Origin of the sequence: Flavobacterium sp. J27 (genome assembly GCF_004303025.1) — a bacterium.
Taxonomy (GTDB): domain Bacteria; phylum Bacteroidota; class Bacteroidia; order Flavobacteriales; family Flavobacteriaceae; genus Flavobacterium.
The window spans coordinates 17,453-33,925 of the sequence record NZ_PJQW01000002.1 but is presented as its reverse complement, the minus strand read 5'-3'; the positions used below and the strand labels follow the sequence as shown (position 1 = coordinate 33,925).

Here is a 16,473-nt window from a genome sequence, read left to right as displayed (position 1 = left end):
AAAGAAACAAACATGGAAACACAAAATAACTCATATAAAATTAAATTAGGTCTTTTCGTAAGTTTAGGCTTAGTATTCTTAATAGCAATTATATTTTTAATTGGTAGCCAACAACATCTTTTTAGTTCAGAAATCCAACTTACCACTCGATTTAAAAACGCAAGTGGTTTACAAATAGGAAGTTCTGTACGCTTTTCAGGGATAGATGTAGGAACAGTCGATAATATAGAAATAGTAAATGATAGTACAGTTCAAGTAGATTTATCTATTAAATCAGATATTAAAAAATTCATTAAAAAGAACAGCAAAGCTTCTATAGGCTCTGAAGGTGTTATTGGAGATAAATTACTTACCATTTCACAAGGTTCTTCAACTTCCAAAGAAGTAGACGATGGAGATGTAATTGGTTCTTATGAACCTGTAGAAATGGATGCCATTTTAGCTTCGGTAAAAGTTACAGCAGAAAATGCGGAAGTAATTACAGACGAATTAGCCCTGTTATTAGGAGATATTAACGAAGGAGAAGGAACTCTTGGGAAACTAATGAACGATGAAGGTATGGCAGAAGACTTAGAAAAAACAATGGAGAATTTAAGAAAAAGTTCCAAAGGACTAAATGAAAATATGGAAGCTGCTAAGCATAATTTTTTATTAAGGGGGTATTTCAGAAAAAAAGAAAGAGAAAAAAGAAAAGCTTTGGAGAAGGCACAAGAAGAGGCTGAAAACACAAAAGAAGAAGCCACTAAAAAATAAACGAATCCGAGTTTTTGTTTAATAACAAGGGTTTTTTTATTAAACATTTTTATTACTTTTACTAAAATTATAATCAAATAACCGTGAAACTATTCTTAAAGCTCGACACGAATGCTCTAGCTAAAAAAATTTTAGACGAAAAGCTTAGCGATTTTAACATCAAATTTGAAGTTATAAATGCCTCAGAAGTTTTGTTTCTGGAGAATATTCCAACTGAAACATATCATCAAATAACGGCAGTATTAGAAGAATATGGCTTCGAAATTATAGAGAATCAAAAAAACATTTTAGTACAGAAAATAAAAGACGCCATTATAGAAATGGTGTTCAGTGAAGAGGCTCCTAACGTAAAAAGTTCGGTGTTTTTAGCCGAAAAATTAGACCATAGTTATGGTTATCTTTCAAATATTTTTTCTGAAGTTACTTACACTTCAATTGAAAATTTTATTATTCTTCAAAAAATAGAATTAACAAAGCATTTAATTATAAATGAAAATTTAAGCCTAACCGAAATTGCATTTAAATTAAATTATTCTAGTGTAGCACATTTAAGTACTCAATTTAAAAACACCACAGGAATAACACCATCTGCTTTTCAGAGAATCATTGCTAAACGAAGAGAAATTGCCACAAAAAATATAAACTAATAAAAATGCAAAAAGATTATATCCTAATAACATTAGCCGACGATGACGAAGATGATCGTTTGTTTTTTACAGATGCTTTTGATGAATTAAAAATCAATACCGTTGTTAATACTTTCAAAAACGGAAAAGAACTATTGGATTTTTTACATCACCCTGAATCTATTTTACCTAATATTATATTTTTAGATTTGAATATGCCAATTCTAAATGGAATAGAGTGTTTAAAAGAAATTAAAAAGAATGATAAATTTAATAATATTGCTATTGCCATCTACTCTACTTCATCATCGGAACAAGATGTTGAAAATACTTTTGTGTTAGGTGCCAATATTTACATTAAAAAACCAAGTGATTTCAATACACTAAAAAAAGTACTATCAGAAGTTGTCACCATTAATTGGCAATACCACACCAGTGGATTAAATAAAGATAATTTTCTACTACGCTTATAACTATATTTCATGAGAGAAAATAAATTTAAAACTTCAAAATTTCATAAAATAATTTTTACAATTAGTTTGTTTGTGGTTCTATTTATTGGATCCATAACGTATCGTCATTTTGAGGGTGTTTCGGCTACTTCAAGAAAAATTATTCATACCTATGAGGTTAATTTAGAATTAGAACAATTGTTTTCTTACATAAAAGACTCTGAAAATAGCATGAGAGGTTTTTTAATTACTAAAGAGAGTATTTATTTAAACCCTTATTATACAGCGAATAGTAATATAAATTCGTCTTTTTCAAAATTAAAAAACTTAACAAAAGACAATAAAAAACAACAACAAAACCTAAATGATTTATATGAAATAATAAAAAAACGTTTAGATTATAATGGAGAATACTCAGATCCTGACATTAGTAAAAACATTGAAAAAACAAAGAAGTTCAAAAAAGATTTTAATGAAAGTAGCAAACTTTTAGTGGCTATTCGAAATAAAATCAATGAGATGATTCAATTAGAACAATCTTATCTAAAAAAACGAAATTCCATTTTTTACGAGCAAATTAGCCTAACGCCTATTTTAACGCTCAGTATCTTATTAATTACCATTCTTTTAATTGTATATTCTTATTACAAGACAAATAAAGATTTGGAAAGACTAAAAGAAGCCAACAATATTCTTAGCAAATCGTTCTTCTTAAATTCTCAAGCCGAAATACTTTCAAGCTTTGGTACTTGGGAATGGAATTTAATTACACATGTGACCAAGTATTCAGATAATCTCTACCGAATTTTAGGATATGAACCACAAGCATTTATTTCTTCTAATGCTAATTTTCTTGAATTTGTACATCCAGAAGATAAAGAATTAGTCGTTGGTATTATGGACAAAATCGTAAGAGAGGAAAATTTAGAACCTACAGTCTTTAGAATCATTCGTTCTGATGGAGAAACTCGTTTTTTTAGAGCCACAGGAAAATTATATGATGAGAAATTAAGACAAAAAACTGTTTTAGGAGTTACACATGATATCACTGATGAGGTTAAAAATAAAAAGCTTCTGCAAGACACTATTAATGATTTACAAAAATCAAATAATGAATTAATGATTTTTGACGAGTCGAGTCGTCAAGCGGAAATATTAGGTAATTATGGGAGTTGGACTTTAAATTTTGAAACGAATGAATGTATCTATTCTGATAATAAATTTAGATTAATGGGATTTGAACCACAATCTTTTGTGCCAACAATGGAAAATCTTGTGGCTCGTGTACATGAAGATGATCAAGAAATGGTAACAGAAGCTTTAGAACAGGCACAAACATCAGGCGAAATTCCTACTTTAAATTATAGAATTGTTAGAAAAGATAAAGAAATTAGACATTTTAAAACAGTAGCTAAATCTTTTACCGATTTAAGTGGTTCTGAAAGCATGATAGGAACCACACAAGACGTAACGGAAGAATACAACAAAAATGAGTTACTAGAAGAACGAAATTATGAATTAGAACAAAATATTAAAGAACTAAGTGAATTTAACCATGTTGCCAGTCATGATTTACAAGAACCATTGAGAAAAATTCAAACCTTTATTTCTAGAATAACCGATAAAGAAAAAGAAAACTTAACCGATTTTGGAAAAGATTACTTAATCAGAATTGAAAAAGCATCTAACCGTATGCGTATTTTAATTAATGATTTATTACAATACTCCAGAACAAATAGAGGTGACAATGTTTTTTCACAAGTAGATTTAAATGAAGTTTTGGCAAATAGTATGCTAGAATTGTCTCAAAATATTGAAGAAAAAAAAGCAATTATTACTTATGATTCTTTTGATATTATTGAAGGGGTAGAATTTCAAATGCAACAACTTTTTACTAATTTAATTAGCAACTCTTTAAAATATTCTAAAGAAGATGCAGCTCCAGAAATTATCATTAAGTATAAAAAAGTAAAAGCCAAAAATGAAGCCATTTTAAATGACGATTCTAATGATGTCTACCACAAAATCAAATTTAAAGATAATGGTATTGGGTTTGCACAAGAAAATGCTGAAAAAATCTTTTTGTTATTTAACAGACTTCACGGAAAAACAGAATATCAAGGAACTGGTGTAGGACTAGCCATTTGTAAAAAAATTGTTGAAAATCATGGTGGTTTTATTTTTGCCAATGGTGTTCCTGGTAAAGGGGCTACATTTACCATTTATATTCCTAAATACAGCTGAAAATGGATTTTAAAAGATTATGGAAAGTTTTGAAAAATACATTTACTGGTTTTTTGGAAAAAAAAATCCTTAAAATGAGCGCCGCTTTGGCTTATACTACCGTTTTTTCAATTGGCCCTTTACTTCTGGTTATTCTTTACTTATGCGATATTTTTTGGGGAAGGGAAGCTATTGAAGGTACAATATACAATCAATTAAAAAGTTTTGTAGGCAACCAAAGTGCTGTGCAATTACAAGAAATGATTCAAAATTTAAGCATTTCTAATAGTAGTAGCTTAGCAGGAATAACGGGTATAGTTATGCTGATTATTGGAGCAACATCTGTTTTTGCAGAAATTCAAGATTCAATCAATACTATTTGGGACATTCGTCCTAAAAAGAAATCCTCTGGCTTTTGGATTTTTTTAAAAGCGCGATTATTGTCTTTTGGTGTGATAGGAAGTATTGGTTTTATTTTACTTGTATCTTTAGGCATTTCAGCTATTTTAGATGCTATTGGTGCTCAATTAACCTCTTACTTTCCAGAAGTATTATATTATGTTATTTATGTAGCCAATTCCTTATTATCATTTATAGTCATATCGGTGTTATTTGGAGCAATTTTTACAATATTACCCGATGCCGAAATTAAATGGAGACAAGTAAAATTTGCCTCTTTCACCACAGCATCTTTATTTATTTTAGGCAAATTTTTAATTTCATTTTATATTGCAAATTCTAATATAAATTCTGTATATGGCTCTGCAGGATCATTTGTTATTATAATTGTTTGGGTATATTATTCTTCTGTTATTTTATATTTTGGTGCTCAATTAGCAAAATCTTATGCTGTAGAGTATGCCTCACCTATTCAACCTTCTGCTTTTGCTGAATTTATATCGGTTACAGAAAAAAAAACGGAAAGTCAAATTTTACAAGAAAATAATTAAAAAAAGATACTTTAATTTAGAATGCACTCCATAAAGAGTGCATTTTTTATTATTTCTAATACTCTTTTTATTAAAAATTAAAATTCTATAAGCTTCTCGAAAAATCATATAACAACTTACCTATTAGATATAGGTAATTTTGTCTTATAAGTTCTTCAACATAAGCAATATCAAGGTTAAATGGAAATGATATAAGCAATACAAAAAATCATGTAAGAAGAATTTTATTACAATGAACCAACTTTGTAATGTATTAAAAAGAGAATAAAATGAGAAAGACAAACCCCAAAAGAACGTTACATTTTTACTTCTTTCTGTGTAGTATTACTTTGTTGACCGTTACTTCTTGTGTCTTTACAAATAATCAAAAAGAAGAAAGTATTTTCACAAGTATGAATAATACAACAAAATATGAAAACATAGAAGCTGAAGTGCTAGCAAAATTTAATCAAAGAAATGCGAACCTAATTAAGATTAGTACCAAAGCAAAAGAAAAAGAAATTCCATTTAGAATAAAATGTTTGGCCGATAGCTTAATTGAAGAGCAGAATACTATTAATGAAGTAATTAATCAAATAACAACAGAAAAATTAATCATAATTCCTAACATACATTTACAAAGAAATATAACTGAAATAGACAAAACAAAAACAGAGAATTTTAAAAAAATTTACTTAGAAACGGTTACCGCAATTTTAACAAATCAAATACAAGATTTAACCGTACTGTCTGAAGCAACTAAAGATGCAGATTTTAAAATTTTAGCCCTACAAACTATAGTAAAATTAAACACATCCTTAGACAGGGTAAACCAAATTAAAACCTCTCAAACATGAAAAAATGGATTATAGCACTGGTCTTATGTATCGTTTTTACACTTTTAGCCAATGCAAGTATCATATTAACAAACTAAAATATAATAACTTAAATACAAACACTAAAAACAATTGACATGAAAAAAAGAAAAAAAATTGTAGCAACCCTAGCATTAGCCTTAATGACATCATTAGCTGTTAATGCTCAATCAAAAGATTCCAATGCAGAATTTGGTGTAAAAGGTGGTGTAAACTTCTCTAATATGTATACTGATGATGTGGATGATGAGAATGTATTAACCAGTTTTAATGCAGGTGTATATGCAAAACTGCCCCTTTCAGATGCAATAGCTATTCAGCCTGAACTTTTATACAGTAGAAAAGGAGCCGAATTAGTCTATAATAACGCCTTAGCTGAAGGAACAGCAAAATTCAAATTAAACTATATTGAGTTACCTGTATTATTAAAAGTAAATATTACAAATAGCTTTAATATTCATGCTGGTCCATATCTTGCTTATTTAGTTGATGCTCAAGTAACGAATGAAACGGAAAGCGGGACATTTGACTTTGAAGACAATTATAATAATGACGATTTTAACAAATTTGATTATGGCTTATCTGCTGGTGTAGGGCTAGATTTTGAAGCAATAGGAATAGGACTAAGATACAATTATGGTTTACAAACTGTAGGTAAAGAAAGAGAATTTGCGGGTACAACGTATACCATTCCAGATGGTAAAAACAGTAACTTAAGTTTATACTTAGCCTTACGTTTAAATTAATAACAATTAAAAATTAATCAAGATGTCAAATTTATTATATCTCGTTGCAGTCATATTAATTATTGGCTGGGCACTAGGATTCTTTGTGTATAGCGTTGGGGCATTAATACATATATTATTAATAATAGCCGTAATAGCAATTATAATTAGAATTATACAAGGAAGAAGAATTTAAAAAATATTAATTATAAAAATAAAGATTATGAAAGCGAATAAAGCAATTTTAGGAGTAGTAGCTGGTTTAGCAGCTGGAGCAGTAATTGGAGTTTTATTAGCTCCAGATAAAGGATCAAATACAAGAAAAAAAATCGGTAAAAAAGCAAACGAATTAAAAGACACTTTTAAAGAAGGCATTGATAATACCGTGAATACCATAGAAAAAAAATATGGAGAACTTCAAGATAAGTACAATTACCTTTCTGAAAATATTGACGAAAAAATTAAAGAAGGGAAAAGCAAAATCAAAGAAGAATTAGCAAAAATTTAATAGATTAAAAAATGGAAAAAATAGCTACAAATATCGAGATGCTTTTTGAAAAAACGCAAGAGTATACAAAGTCTAGCATAGAATTGTTTCGGTTAAATGCAATAGATAAAACGGCAGACATTACAGCAGCTTTAACGTTTAGATTAGCTTTTGGTTTAATTGTAGCTATGTTTTCCTTATTTGTTAATATAGGTATTAGCCTTTATCTTGGAAAAATAATTGGAGAAACATATGTAGGCTTCCTCATCGTTTCAGGTTTCTATTTACTTCTTGCAATTATTGTATACTTTTTTAGAAATAAATTAATTAAAGCGCCTATAACTAATTTAGTTATTAAAAAGCTTTTAGAAACTAAAATGAGATAAAATGAGAAGAGTAAATGAAAATCAACTATTGGATGAAAAAATAAGACTCTTAAAAATAAAACACGAGCATGACTTTGAGATTTTAAGAGCACAATATCATACAACTATAGATAGTATGAAACCTGTTAACATAATTAAAGAAACCATTCATGATTTTAAAGCTTCTAAAGAAATTAAGAATTCATTATTAGAAACTACGCTAGGCATTGCTGGTGGATTTATTACTAGAAAAATGATGGTAGGAAAATCGGCAAGCTTATTTAAAAAATTATCAGCAACAGTAGCTCAGTATTTTGTTTCAAATTTTATTAAAAATAAAGCAGAAGAAATGACTTCTAATGAGCAAAATATTTAAAATCGGATACCATTATTTTATCGTATATACCTTCAAATTGAAATTGTATAATTCTCTACAAAAATTATGTAATGACTAAAAGAATTAACAAAACTAATTTTACAAAACAATAATAACAATAAAAAAATAAAAGATGAAAAATTTAAAAATCACTTTAGGACTATTTGCAGTTGCCATCTCATTAACTGCATGTACAGATGAAAAAAAATTACAAGCGGAAAAAGACGTTGCTATGTATGCTAACTATGTAGATTCTGTAAGTAATGTTGAAATGGATAAAGCAGCAAATGAATGGGATGAAATTCAAAAAGATTATGAAAGATTGAAAATGAATGCAGAAAACTCTTTAACTGGTGTTGAAGATGAGCAAAAATTAAAAGAATCTATAGATAACACCACTATTAGATATGAAGAATACAAAGTAAAAGTTGTTACTGAAAAAGAAAAAGTAGATATGGAAAATGCCAAAATGACCATGCGTAAAACTTTATTAGGTGAGGGTTATGATGGTTCAACAGATATGTCTTTTGCTTGGGTAAATAAAGATAATATTTTAAGTGTATATGACAATTTTGTAACCACAGTAGAGAATAACAAAGATTCGTATTCAAGAGAAGATTGGGATGAAATTAAATTATTATATGAAGCACTTGATACCAGAAAAAACACAGTTGAAAAAGAAGGTTTAAGTGCTGAAGATAACAGAAAAATTGCAGCTTTAAAAATTAAATTTGCTCCAATGTATACTGTGAATAGAATGGGTGCAAAATCGGAAGAAAACCAAGAAGCAAAAAAATAATAGCTTAGCTATAAAAACAAACAGTAAGCTATGCTCACTGTTTATTCCACAAAAGTTTTAGTTATTGAAGACCGTTTGGAAATAATTTCCAAACGGTTTTTTCATTATTTTGAACTTTTATAAAGCGGAACTTTTAAACCTATATGAACATCTATAGCATTAGTATACCCAAAAAGACCATTAAAAACAGAACCAGAACCCACCGTTAGTGGACCAGCTCTAAAACCAAAACCAGATAAAAATCCTGTATCTTCTACAATCGAAAAAGGTAAATAAATACTCAACCATTTCGATTCATAACGAGGAGTCATACTTATTGTATTTTTAATGTAATTCGCGTTTGGCTTTGTCTGTTTATTTAAATTGAAATCGGTATTTAAATTGAAGTAGTATTTTTGGTAAACATTCCAATCAGCATTTAAATGTAAAGCTGTTGGTAAAGAAACTTTAAAAGATTTGCTTTCACTTATTCTAGTATAATAGGCATCAAAATTATCATTGATTGCATATTCTGCATCGGTATAAGATGCATTGGCTTCATAAACAACTTGCTCCCCTTCTTTAAACGAAACTGAACCAATATCGGTAACCGATAAACCTATTTTTAATAAATATTTATTTACTCCTTGAGCTGCACTTATATTAGTGCTATTTGTTCTAAATTCATAGGTAAAACCAATGTCTGTACCAAAACCATTCCCATAATTTTCTACCGGGTCATCAAAATTTTCTAAACTACTTACGTTACCTGTTTCAATTTCACCTGAAGTAGTCGTCGTATTTGTAATTTCTAATCCCGTATAATCATAATCAATCGATAAATTTCTTGCTTTTATATATCCTGAATAAATACCGCCAATATATTTAGCAGAAATACCTCCTTTTAAAAAATGTTTTTCATTGTTAAATAAGACCCTAGCATAAGATAACCCAACTTCAAACCAAGCATTTGTTGCAATACTAAAGTTTTGATTGGAAACATTAAAATCTTGTTCTACATCATCCTGTATTTTCTCTAAAAAAAGACCATCTATTTCTGAAACATGACCAATTCCTCTTACTCTGGAAAAAAAAGCAATCGCACTTATGTCGTTCAAATTCATTTGAAAGGAAGGTCCCATCAAATCTACATTAGTATAAAAATTATTATTATTTGTGGGCGTTTTTCTTGCATAATCCTCAAAATCAGAATGCTGTAATGCATCACCTAGTTTAACCGCATAATAGTCGCTTCCCGCAAAAAAACTACCCGAAGCTATATTAACATCTGTTTTAAAACGAGAATCAGCAATATTAGCTGGGTTATTAATAACACTATATATTCCAGCATAATTATCATATTGGCTCCCAAAAAATGATTGTGACTGACCAATAATGCTAAACAAACAAATCACAATTAAAATGAGTCTTTTACACATAATTTAAGGATTTAGGGTGATTAAAAAAGGCTATAAATTAATTTATAGCCTTTCAAAAATAATATTTTTTTTTAAAACACCTCAGTCTCTTTCAGCTTTTCAGTGTTTGCAACTAATTGAAGTTCACTTACTATCTTATGAATATCTCCATTCATAATATTGCCTAAATCATATAATGTTAAACCTATTCTATGATCTGTTACACGACCTTGCGCATAATTATACGTTCTAATTTTAGCAGAACGATCCCCACTACTTACTTGTGAAGTTCTCTTAGAAGCATCCTCTGCTTCTTTCTTCGCTAATTCTAATTCGTATAAACGAGAACGTAAAACGTCTAAAGCTTTATCTTTATTCTTATGTTGTGATTTTTGATCTTGACATTGAGCCACTAAACCAGTAGGAATATGCGTTAAACGTACGGCTGATTTTGTAGTATTAACTGATTGTCCTCCAGGTCCAGACGAACAAAAGAAGTCTACTCTTACATCATTCATATCAATTTGTACATCAAATTCTTCAGCTTCTGGCAATACCATTACGGTTGCTGCAGAAGTATGTACTCTACCTTGTGTTTCTGTTTGAGGTACACGTTGCACACGATGCACTCCTGCTTCATATTTTAAAGTACCATAAACATCTTCTCCTGTAACTTCAAAAATAATTTCTTTAAAACCTCCCGAAGTACCTTCATTCATATCAACTACAGATGTTCTCCACCCTTTAGACTCACAATATTTAGTGTACATTCGATATAAATCACCTGCAAAAATAGAAGCTTCGTCTCCACCTGTACCTGCACGTATTTCTACCATTACATTCTTAGCATCTTCTGGATCTTTAGGAATCAACATGAATTTTATTTCCTCTTCAAGTTGTGGCAATCTTTCTTTAGCTTCATCTAACTGCATTTTTGCCATTTCTACCATTTCTGCATCAGAACCATCTGCAATAATTTCATTTGCTTCAGTAATGTTGCCTTCTAATACGATATACTCATCTCTTTTCTCTACTAAAGCTTTTAAATCTTTATATTCTTTGTTGAGTTGTATATAACGTTTTTGGTCCGCAATTACATCTGGCTGAATAATCAAATCAGATATTTCATCGAAACGTTGTTTCACATATTGCAATCTATCTAACATAGTAATTTTATATTTTGGAGTGCAAAGTTAATAAAAAAATCAATCGGTTAATATATAATAGAAACTACTTTTTATATTCTCAAAATTAATAGGTTATCTTTTTTATTTAAAATAATTCTAAATAAATTTTGGAAAATCCAACTTTGCATCTATTTTTGCGTCGTTATTTTAATTAAATCTAAATAAAATGAAAAATATAGTGGCTGTTGCCTCCTTCACTCTTTTATGTTCTACAGGTTATGCCCAAGAAAGTTTATATACTGAAAACGAAATTGAAAATGATACGGTAAAACCAAAAAAATATATCTTAAATGAGGTTATTGTAAATGGTACAACGCAAAATAATACACCTAGTGCCAGTAAATCAACTATAAAAGAAATGGATTTACCACAAGCTTCCAGCATTATTACTGCTGAAGTATTACAAAAACAACAAGCCAAATCTTTAACTGATATATTAAAAAATGCAAATGGTGTTTATATAATGGGGACAAGTGGTGGTTACCAAGAAGAAATAGCTTCTAGGGGTTTTTCATTACGTAGTGATAATACATTTAAAAATGGAATTCGCTATTATAATGGCATGATGATAGAAACTTCCGGATTGGAAAAAATAGAATTTCTGAAAGGTAGTGCTGCCATGTTATATGGAAATGTAGCTCCTGGTGGTATTTTAAATTTGGTTACCAAAAAACCAAAAAACACTTTTGGAGGCGAAATCGGTTTTGCTCAAGGTAGTTTTAGTACTTACAAACCTACTTTTGATATTTATGACGGCCTTGGTTCGTCTAAAAAAGTGGCTTTCCGATTAAATGGTAGCTACGAAAATGCGGAAAGTTTTAGAAATTATGTCACTTCTGAAAAATATTATATCAATCCGTCTTTTTCTTTCCAACTATCTGAAAAAACCGAATTATTAGTAGAAGCGGATTATACCAATGATTCTAGAACTCCCGATTTCGGAGCAGGAGTTATTAATTATCAAATTGTTGAACTTCCAAGAAATCGTTTTTTAGGTGTTACTTGGGGAACATATGATGCGGAACAACTATCAAGTACACTTACTTTAACCCATAAAATCAATGAAAAATGGAGTGTGAATTTTATTAACGGAATTCGTTACTATCAAACCGAGCTTTTGTCAAATGCACGACCAAATACAGGTGGTTTAATATCAGAAAATGGAGATTGGAACAGAAATGTTCAAAAAGCAGATTCAAAAGATAATTATTTTACACAACAAGCAAATTTAAATGGATTATTTGCACTTGGCACAACGAAACATAATGTTTTATTTGGAGCTGATGTTGAAAATTTTAAAAATTATGCCACGAGATACAACAATGCTTCATATGATACGATAAATATTTTTGAAGACTATAATTCGGATACGGAAACAGCAATTCCAGATATTACAAAAAATAGATTAACCACTACTCCTATTAGTCGTTTTGGAATTTACATACAAGATTTAGTAAGTCTTACCGAAAAATGGAAAGTGTTAGCAGGTGTACGATATAGTTATCAAGATACAGAGACGAATGTTTTAACTTATAATAACAATCAAACTAACGTTACCAATAACTATGATGATGCCTTTTCTCCTAGAGTAGGTTTAATTTATCAACCTACTAAGAATCATACCGTCTTTGCAACGTATTCTAATTCTTTTGATGTTAATACTGGAGCAGATATTAATAACGAACCTTTAAAGCCTTCAATAATTGATCAATATGAAATAGGTTTCAAAAACAAATTATTTAAAGATATTATTCAAGCAAATATTACTTTTTACCAAATTAATAACAATAACTTAGCACAAACATCATTAGTAGACCCTAATTTTAAAGAATTAGCTGGCTCCATCAAAAGTGAAGGTCTAGAAATTGACATTATTACTAAACCCTATAAAGGCTTACAAGTAGTGGCAGGATATAGTTTTAATGAAACTAAATATGTAAAAAGCAATACGTATGTAGAAGGTAGTTTACTTAGATATAATCCCAAAAATACAGCTAATTTAAGTGCTAATTATACTTTTGAAGCTGGCCCATTAAAAGGATTAAACTTAGGAGTAATTAATACTTACTTTGGAGAAAGGTATGCAGGAAGATCTACACAAGTAAGAGTTGCAAATGATACCAGACAATTAATATATTTGCAAGATTTTTTTCAGGTAGATGCTACTTTAGGATATCATTTCAAAAAAGCGACACTTAGAGCAAAACTAAGCAACCTTTTTAACGAATTGAGCTATAATGTACACGATGACAACAGCTTAAATCCAATTGCACCTCGAAATTTTTCAATTGCATTACAATACAATCTTTAATATTAATTAGAAATGAAACAAGCTACTGTTAGAAACCTTCACAGAGATTTAGGATATATTTATCTTGGTTTAATTATTTCCTTTGCCTTTTCTGGAATTATGATGAATCATAGAGAACATTGGCATCCAGAAAAATATACTTTAGAAGCCAAAGAAATTCATATTACGCTTCCTGAAAACGAAAAAGACATCAACGATACCTATGCTGAAAATTTGGCTAAAGAATTAAAAATTGAGGATAAAATTAGAAGACATAATGTTCGTAAAGGTAAATTTAGAATGCAATTTGAAAACACAGAAGTCGAAATTGACTTAAAATCTGGTGATGGTGAGATTGTTTCTTTTATCAAAACACCCTTAATTAGTCAATCGATGTTTTTACACAAAAACACTTCTAATTGGTGGATTTATTTCTCTGATATATTTGGAATATCTTTAATAGTAATAGCCGTTACTGGTGCTATGATGATTAAGCATGGTAAGCATACTTTTAAAAGAAGAGGATGGAAATTAGCTCTTGCTGGGCTGCTCTTCCCTATCTTGTTTTTAATTTTCTCTTAAAAACAAATATAAAACCCTAATCCTCAATGAGTATTACTTATTGAGGATTTTTTTTTTTGATACAATAGTCATTTTTTCTCAAAAAAATAAAACATTAGAAGTACTAAATGTTATATTTTTAAATTAAATAAGTCTAAATAAATTTTGCATAATTCTGTAAACAAACTTATTTTTGCATCATTATTTTAATTCAATCTAAATAAAATGTACAAAAAACTTTTACCCGCTATTTTGATTTTTTCTTCCTTTTCAATCTTCGGTCAAGAAACCAATGAAACACAAAAGGACACTGTTAAAAAATTAAAAGAAGTTACTGTTACCAGCAATTATAAATACAGCCGAGAAAAAAGCAATACTGTTGCTAAAATGCCACTTAAAAACATAGAGAATCCACAAGTGTATAATTTAGTTACCAATGAATTATTAAAAGAACAAGTGGTTACTACCCTTAACGATGCTTTAAAAAATGCTACAGGCGTAACAAGACTTTGGGAATCTACAGGTAGAAACGGAGATGGTGCCGAATTTTACTCTATGCGTGGATTTGCTGTACAACCATCAATGATAAATGGATTACCTGCTTTAAGTAATACAACTATCGACCCAATTAATATCGATAATATTGAAGTAATTAAAGGTCCTTCAGGAACATTATTTGGAAGTAGTGTTATTTCTTATGGTGGTTTAATTAATATTGTTACCAAAAAACCATATTATAAATTTGGTGGTGAAATTAGCTATAATACTGGAACTTATGGCTTAAACAGAGTTACAACAGATATCAATCTTCCTGTAAATGATAAAGCTGCGGTAAGAGTAAATGCGGCTTATGAAAATGGAGAATCATTTCAAGATGCTGGTTTTACCAATTCTTTATTTGTAGCACCTTCTTTAAAATATCAGGTAAATGACAAGCTAACTTTCTATATAAATACAGAAATCTATAAAAACACATCTGCTAAAGCTGCTATGATTTTCTTAAGTAGATATTCTCCTCTTTCGTTCGATTCAATGGATTTATTTGAAAAAAATTATAAAAAATCATTTACAGCAAATGACTTAACCATAAACACCAATTCATTTAATCTACAAGCACAAGCCTTCTATACATTATCTGACAAATGGACGTCTCAAACGGTGTTATCAAAAAGTACCACTAAAACAAATGGGTATTATCAATATTTATGGGATTCGGCTAATGGCGATGAATTTACACGTTTTATTTCTAAAGCGATTGGTACCAATTATACTACCGATATCCAACAAAATTTTATAGGCGACTTTAAAATTGGTTCTTTACGAAACAGACTAACTGTTGGCTTAGATTATTTTAATTCAAGACTAACTAATGGTGGTCCAGGATGGGTAAGTTACGGAATAGTTTCTTTAGTGAATGGTACCGATTTAAATGGTACTGATCCTACGGTTCTAACACAAGCAGGTGTTGATAATGCCTTATCTGGTTCCTTTAGCCCAAATTCTGAAGCAACACAAGAGATTTTCAGCGCTTATTTTTCAAATGTTTTAAATATAACTGATAAATTATCCGTAATGACTAGTTTACGTTTGGATAACTTTGGCGGAAAACCTTCACAATATGATACGGAAGAAATTGACAACCAAACTTTTTTATCGCCTAAATTTGGTGTGGTGTACCAAATTGTGGAAAATAAGGTTTCTGTTTTTGGAAATTATATGAATGGTTTTAAAAATATTACACCTCAAACTGTAGCTAATGTGGATGGCAGTAACCAAAGAATTGCCTCTTATGATCCAGAACATGCTAATCAATTAGAATTTGGTGTAAAAACTAATTTATTTAAAGATATTTTAACAGCTTCTATAAGTTATTACGATATTACTGTTCAAAATATTTTAATGGCTGATCCTAATAACCCAAATAGTTTTACACAAGGTGGCAAAGTGGAAAGCAAAGGTGTAGAGCTGAGCTTTGTTTTAAATCCTACCAAAGGTTTAAATATTATCACGGGAATAAGTAATAACAAAAGTGAAGTGACTGAAGAAACACCTGGTGCTGGTTATTTAGGCTTAAGACCAGAAGAAGCAGGTCCTGAAACATTAATTAATTTATGGGCTAATTATACATTTACACAAGGTTCATTAAAAGGTTTTGGGTTAGGCTTTGGTGGAAACTATGCGAGTGTCTATAAAACCTTAAACAGAGCTAATATTGGTACTTTTGAGATTCCTTCTTACACTGTTTTAAATGGTGCATTATCATATAACACAGAAAACTTCAACTTTGCACTAAAAGTAAATAATCTATTGAATGAAAAGTATTACGCAGGTTGGTCTACAGTAACACCTCAACAACTACGAAATGTGGTTGCTGGTTTAACCTATAAATTTTAATAGTAATTTCTAAGACGTTTCTCATTACAAGAAA

Annotated in this window: 17 protein-coding genes; 15 read left to right on the top strand and 2 right to left on the bottom strand. The window is 29.6% G+C overall.

Going from position 1 to position 16,473, the window contains the following annotated elements:
* The first annotated feature begins 12 nt into the window (after positions 1–12).
* The 12 genes from CX675_RS02180 (at position 13) to CX675_RS02125 (ending at position 8,610) form a co-directional block, all read left to right on the top strand.
* Positions 13–753, top strand: a complete 741-nt coding sequence (locus tag CX675_RS02180; RefSeq protein ID WP_130733581.1) for an MlaD family protein — start codon at positions 13–15, stop codon at positions 751–753.
* An 83-nt stretch (positions 754–836) separates the two neighbouring features.
* Positions 837–1,400: an AraC family transcriptional regulator gene (locus CX675_RS02175; RefSeq protein WP_130733580.1), complete on the top strand. Its 564-nt coding sequence runs from the start codon at positions 837–839 to the stop codon at positions 1,398–1,400.
* Positions 1,401–1,405: 5 nt separating this feature from the next.
* Complete coding sequence (locus CX675_RS02170) at positions 1,406–1,852, top strand: response regulator (RefSeq protein ID WP_130733579.1); 447 nt, start codon at positions 1,406–1,408, stop codon at positions 1,850–1,852.
* A gap of 9 nt (positions 1,853–1,861) precedes the next feature.
* The gene (locus CX675_RS02165; protein WP_130733578.1) at positions 1,862–4,075 is read left to right on the top strand and encodes a PAS domain-containing protein; all 2,214 of its coding nucleotides are present in this window, start codon (positions 1,862–1,864) and stop codon (positions 4,073–4,075) included.
* A gap of 2 nt (positions 4,076–4,077) precedes the next feature.
* Positions 4,078–5,004, top strand: coding sequence for a YihY/virulence factor BrkB family protein (locus tag CX675_RS02160; protein WP_205728591.1), 927 nt, complete (start codon positions 4,078–4,080; stop codon positions 5,002–5,004).
* Positions 5,005–5,273: 269 nt separating this feature from the next.
* Positions 5,274–5,840 carry a DUF4142 domain-containing protein gene (locus CX675_RS02155; protein WP_130733576.1) on the top strand — a complete coding sequence of 189 codons (567 nt, stop codon included), beginning with the start codon at positions 5,274–5,276 and terminating at the stop codon, positions 5,838–5,840.
* Between the two features lie 116 nt (positions 5,841–5,956).
* Positions 5,957–6,604, top strand: coding sequence for a porin family protein (locus CX675_RS02150; protein WP_130733575.1), 648 nt, complete (start codon positions 5,957–5,959; stop codon positions 6,602–6,604).
* Positions 6,605–6,626: 22 nt separating this feature from the next.
* Positions 6,627–6,779, top strand: coding sequence for a lmo0937 family membrane protein (locus CX675_RS02145; protein WP_130733574.1), 153 nt, complete (start codon positions 6,627–6,629; stop codon positions 6,777–6,779).
* 27 nt (positions 6,780–6,806) lie between these two features.
* Positions 6,807–7,091, top strand: coding sequence for a YtxH domain-containing protein (locus tag CX675_RS02140; protein ID WP_130733573.1), 285 nt, complete (start codon positions 6,807–6,809; stop codon positions 7,089–7,091).
* Between the two features lie 11 nt (positions 7,092–7,102).
* Positions 7,103–7,456 (top strand): hypothetical protein, encoded by a 354-nt coding sequence (locus tag CX675_RS02135; RefSeq protein WP_130733572.1) that lies wholly within the window; start codon positions 7,103–7,105, stop codon positions 7,454–7,456.
* A 1-nt stretch (position 7,457) separates the two neighbouring features.
* Positions 7,458–7,811, top strand: a complete 354-nt coding sequence (locus tag CX675_RS02130; RefSeq protein ID WP_130733571.1) for a hypothetical protein — start codon at positions 7,458–7,460, stop codon at positions 7,809–7,811.
* A 133-nt stretch (positions 7,812–7,944) separates the two neighbouring features.
* On the top strand, positions 7,945–8,610 hold the full coding sequence (locus CX675_RS02125; RefSeq protein ID WP_130733570.1) for a DUF6565 domain-containing protein: 666 nt from the start codon (positions 7,945–7,947) through the stop codon (positions 8,608–8,610).
* Between the two features lie 104 nt (positions 8,611–8,714).
* Here CX675_RS02125 and CX675_RS02120 read toward each other — a convergent pair whose 3' ends face one another.
* Together CX675_RS02120 and prfA are read right to left on the bottom strand one after the other, a co-directional pair.
* Positions 8,715–10,028, bottom strand: coding sequence for a DUF5723 family protein (locus CX675_RS02120; protein ID WP_130733569.1), 1,314 nt, complete (start codon positions 10,026–10,028; stop codon positions 8,715–8,717).
* Positions 10,029–10,099: 71 nt separating this feature from the next.
* Complete coding sequence (prfA, locus tag CX675_RS02115) at positions 10,100–11,173, bottom strand: peptide chain release factor 1 (RefSeq protein WP_130733568.1); 1,074 nt, start codon at positions 11,171–11,173, stop codon at positions 10,100–10,102.
* A 187-nt stretch (positions 11,174–11,360) separates the two neighbouring features.
* Between prfA and CX675_RS02110 the strand changes: the two genes are divergently transcribed.
* The 3 genes from CX675_RS02110 (at position 11,361) to CX675_RS02100 (ending at position 16,439) form a co-directional block, all read left to right on the top strand.
* Positions 11,361–13,505 (top strand): TonB-dependent siderophore receptor, encoded by a 2,145-nt coding sequence (locus tag CX675_RS02110; protein ID WP_130733567.1) that lies wholly within the window; start codon positions 11,361–11,363, stop codon positions 13,503–13,505.
* A gap of 12 nt (positions 13,506–13,517) precedes the next feature.
* Positions 13,518–14,066: a PepSY-associated TM helix domain-containing protein gene (locus CX675_RS02105; RefSeq protein ID WP_130733566.1), complete on the top strand. Its 549-nt coding sequence runs from the start codon at positions 13,518–13,520 to the stop codon at positions 14,064–14,066.
* Positions 14,067–14,270: 204 nt separating this feature from the next.
* Positions 14,271–16,439, top strand: a complete 2,169-nt coding sequence (locus CX675_RS02100; RefSeq protein WP_130733565.1) for a TonB-dependent siderophore receptor — start codon at positions 14,271–14,273, stop codon at positions 16,437–16,439.
* The last annotated feature ends 34 nt before the right edge of the window (positions 16,440–16,473 follow it).

Coding starts and splice junctions, on each gene's coding strand:
- CX675_RS02125 (WP_130733570.1), top strand. CDS start 7,945: ATGAAAAATTTAAAAATCACTTTAGGACTATTTGCAGTTGCCATCTCA.
- CX675_RS02130 (WP_130733571.1), top strand. CDS start 7,458: ATGAGAAGAGTAAATGAAAATCAACTATTGGATGAAAAAATAAGACTC.
- CX675_RS02105 (WP_130733566.1), top strand. CDS start 13,518: ATGAAACAAGCTACTGTTAGAAACCTTCACAGAGATTTAGGATATATT.
- CX675_RS02145 (WP_130733574.1), top strand. CDS start 6,627: ATGTCAAATTTATTATATCTCGTTGCAGTCATATTAATTATTGGCTGG.
- CX675_RS02160 (WP_205728591.1), top strand. CDS start 4,078: ATGGATTTTAAAAGATTATGGAAAGTTTTGAAAAATACATTTACTGGT.
- CX675_RS02170 (WP_130733579.1), top strand. CDS start 1,406: ATGCAAAAAGATTATATCCTAATAACATTAGCCGACGATGACGAAGAT.
- CX675_RS02110 (WP_130733567.1), top strand. CDS start 11,361: ATGAAAAATATAGTGGCTGTTGCCTCCTTCACTCTTTTATGTTCTACA.
- CX675_RS02140 (WP_130733573.1), top strand. CDS start 6,807: ATGAAAGCGAATAAAGCAATTTTAGGAGTAGTAGCTGGTTTAGCAGCT.
- CX675_RS02165 (WP_130733578.1), top strand. CDS start 1,862: ATGAGAGAAAATAAATTTAAAACTTCAAAATTTCATAAAATAATTTTT.
- prfA (WP_130733568.1), bottom strand. CDS start 11,173: ATGTTAGATAGATTGCAATATGTGAAACAACGTTTCGATGAAATATCT.
- CX675_RS02135 (WP_130733572.1), top strand. CDS start 7,103: ATGGAAAAAATAGCTACAAATATCGAGATGCTTTTTGAAAAAACGCAA.
- CX675_RS02180 (WP_130733581.1), top strand. CDS start 13: ATGGAAACACAAAATAACTCATATAAAATTAAATTAGGTCTTTTCGTA.
- CX675_RS02100 (WP_130733565.1), top strand. CDS start 14,271: ATGTACAAAAAACTTTTACCCGCTATTTTGATTTTTTCTTCCTTTTCA.
- CX675_RS02155 (WP_130733576.1), top strand. CDS start 5,274: ATGAGAAAGACAAACCCCAAAAGAACGTTACATTTTTACTTCTTTCTG.
- CX675_RS02120 (WP_130733569.1), bottom strand. CDS start 10,028: ATGTGTAAAAGACTCATTTTAATTGTGATTTGTTTGTTTAGCATTATT.
- CX675_RS02150 (WP_130733575.1), top strand. CDS start 5,957: ATGAAAAAAAGAAAAAAAATTGTAGCAACCCTAGCATTAGCCTTAATG.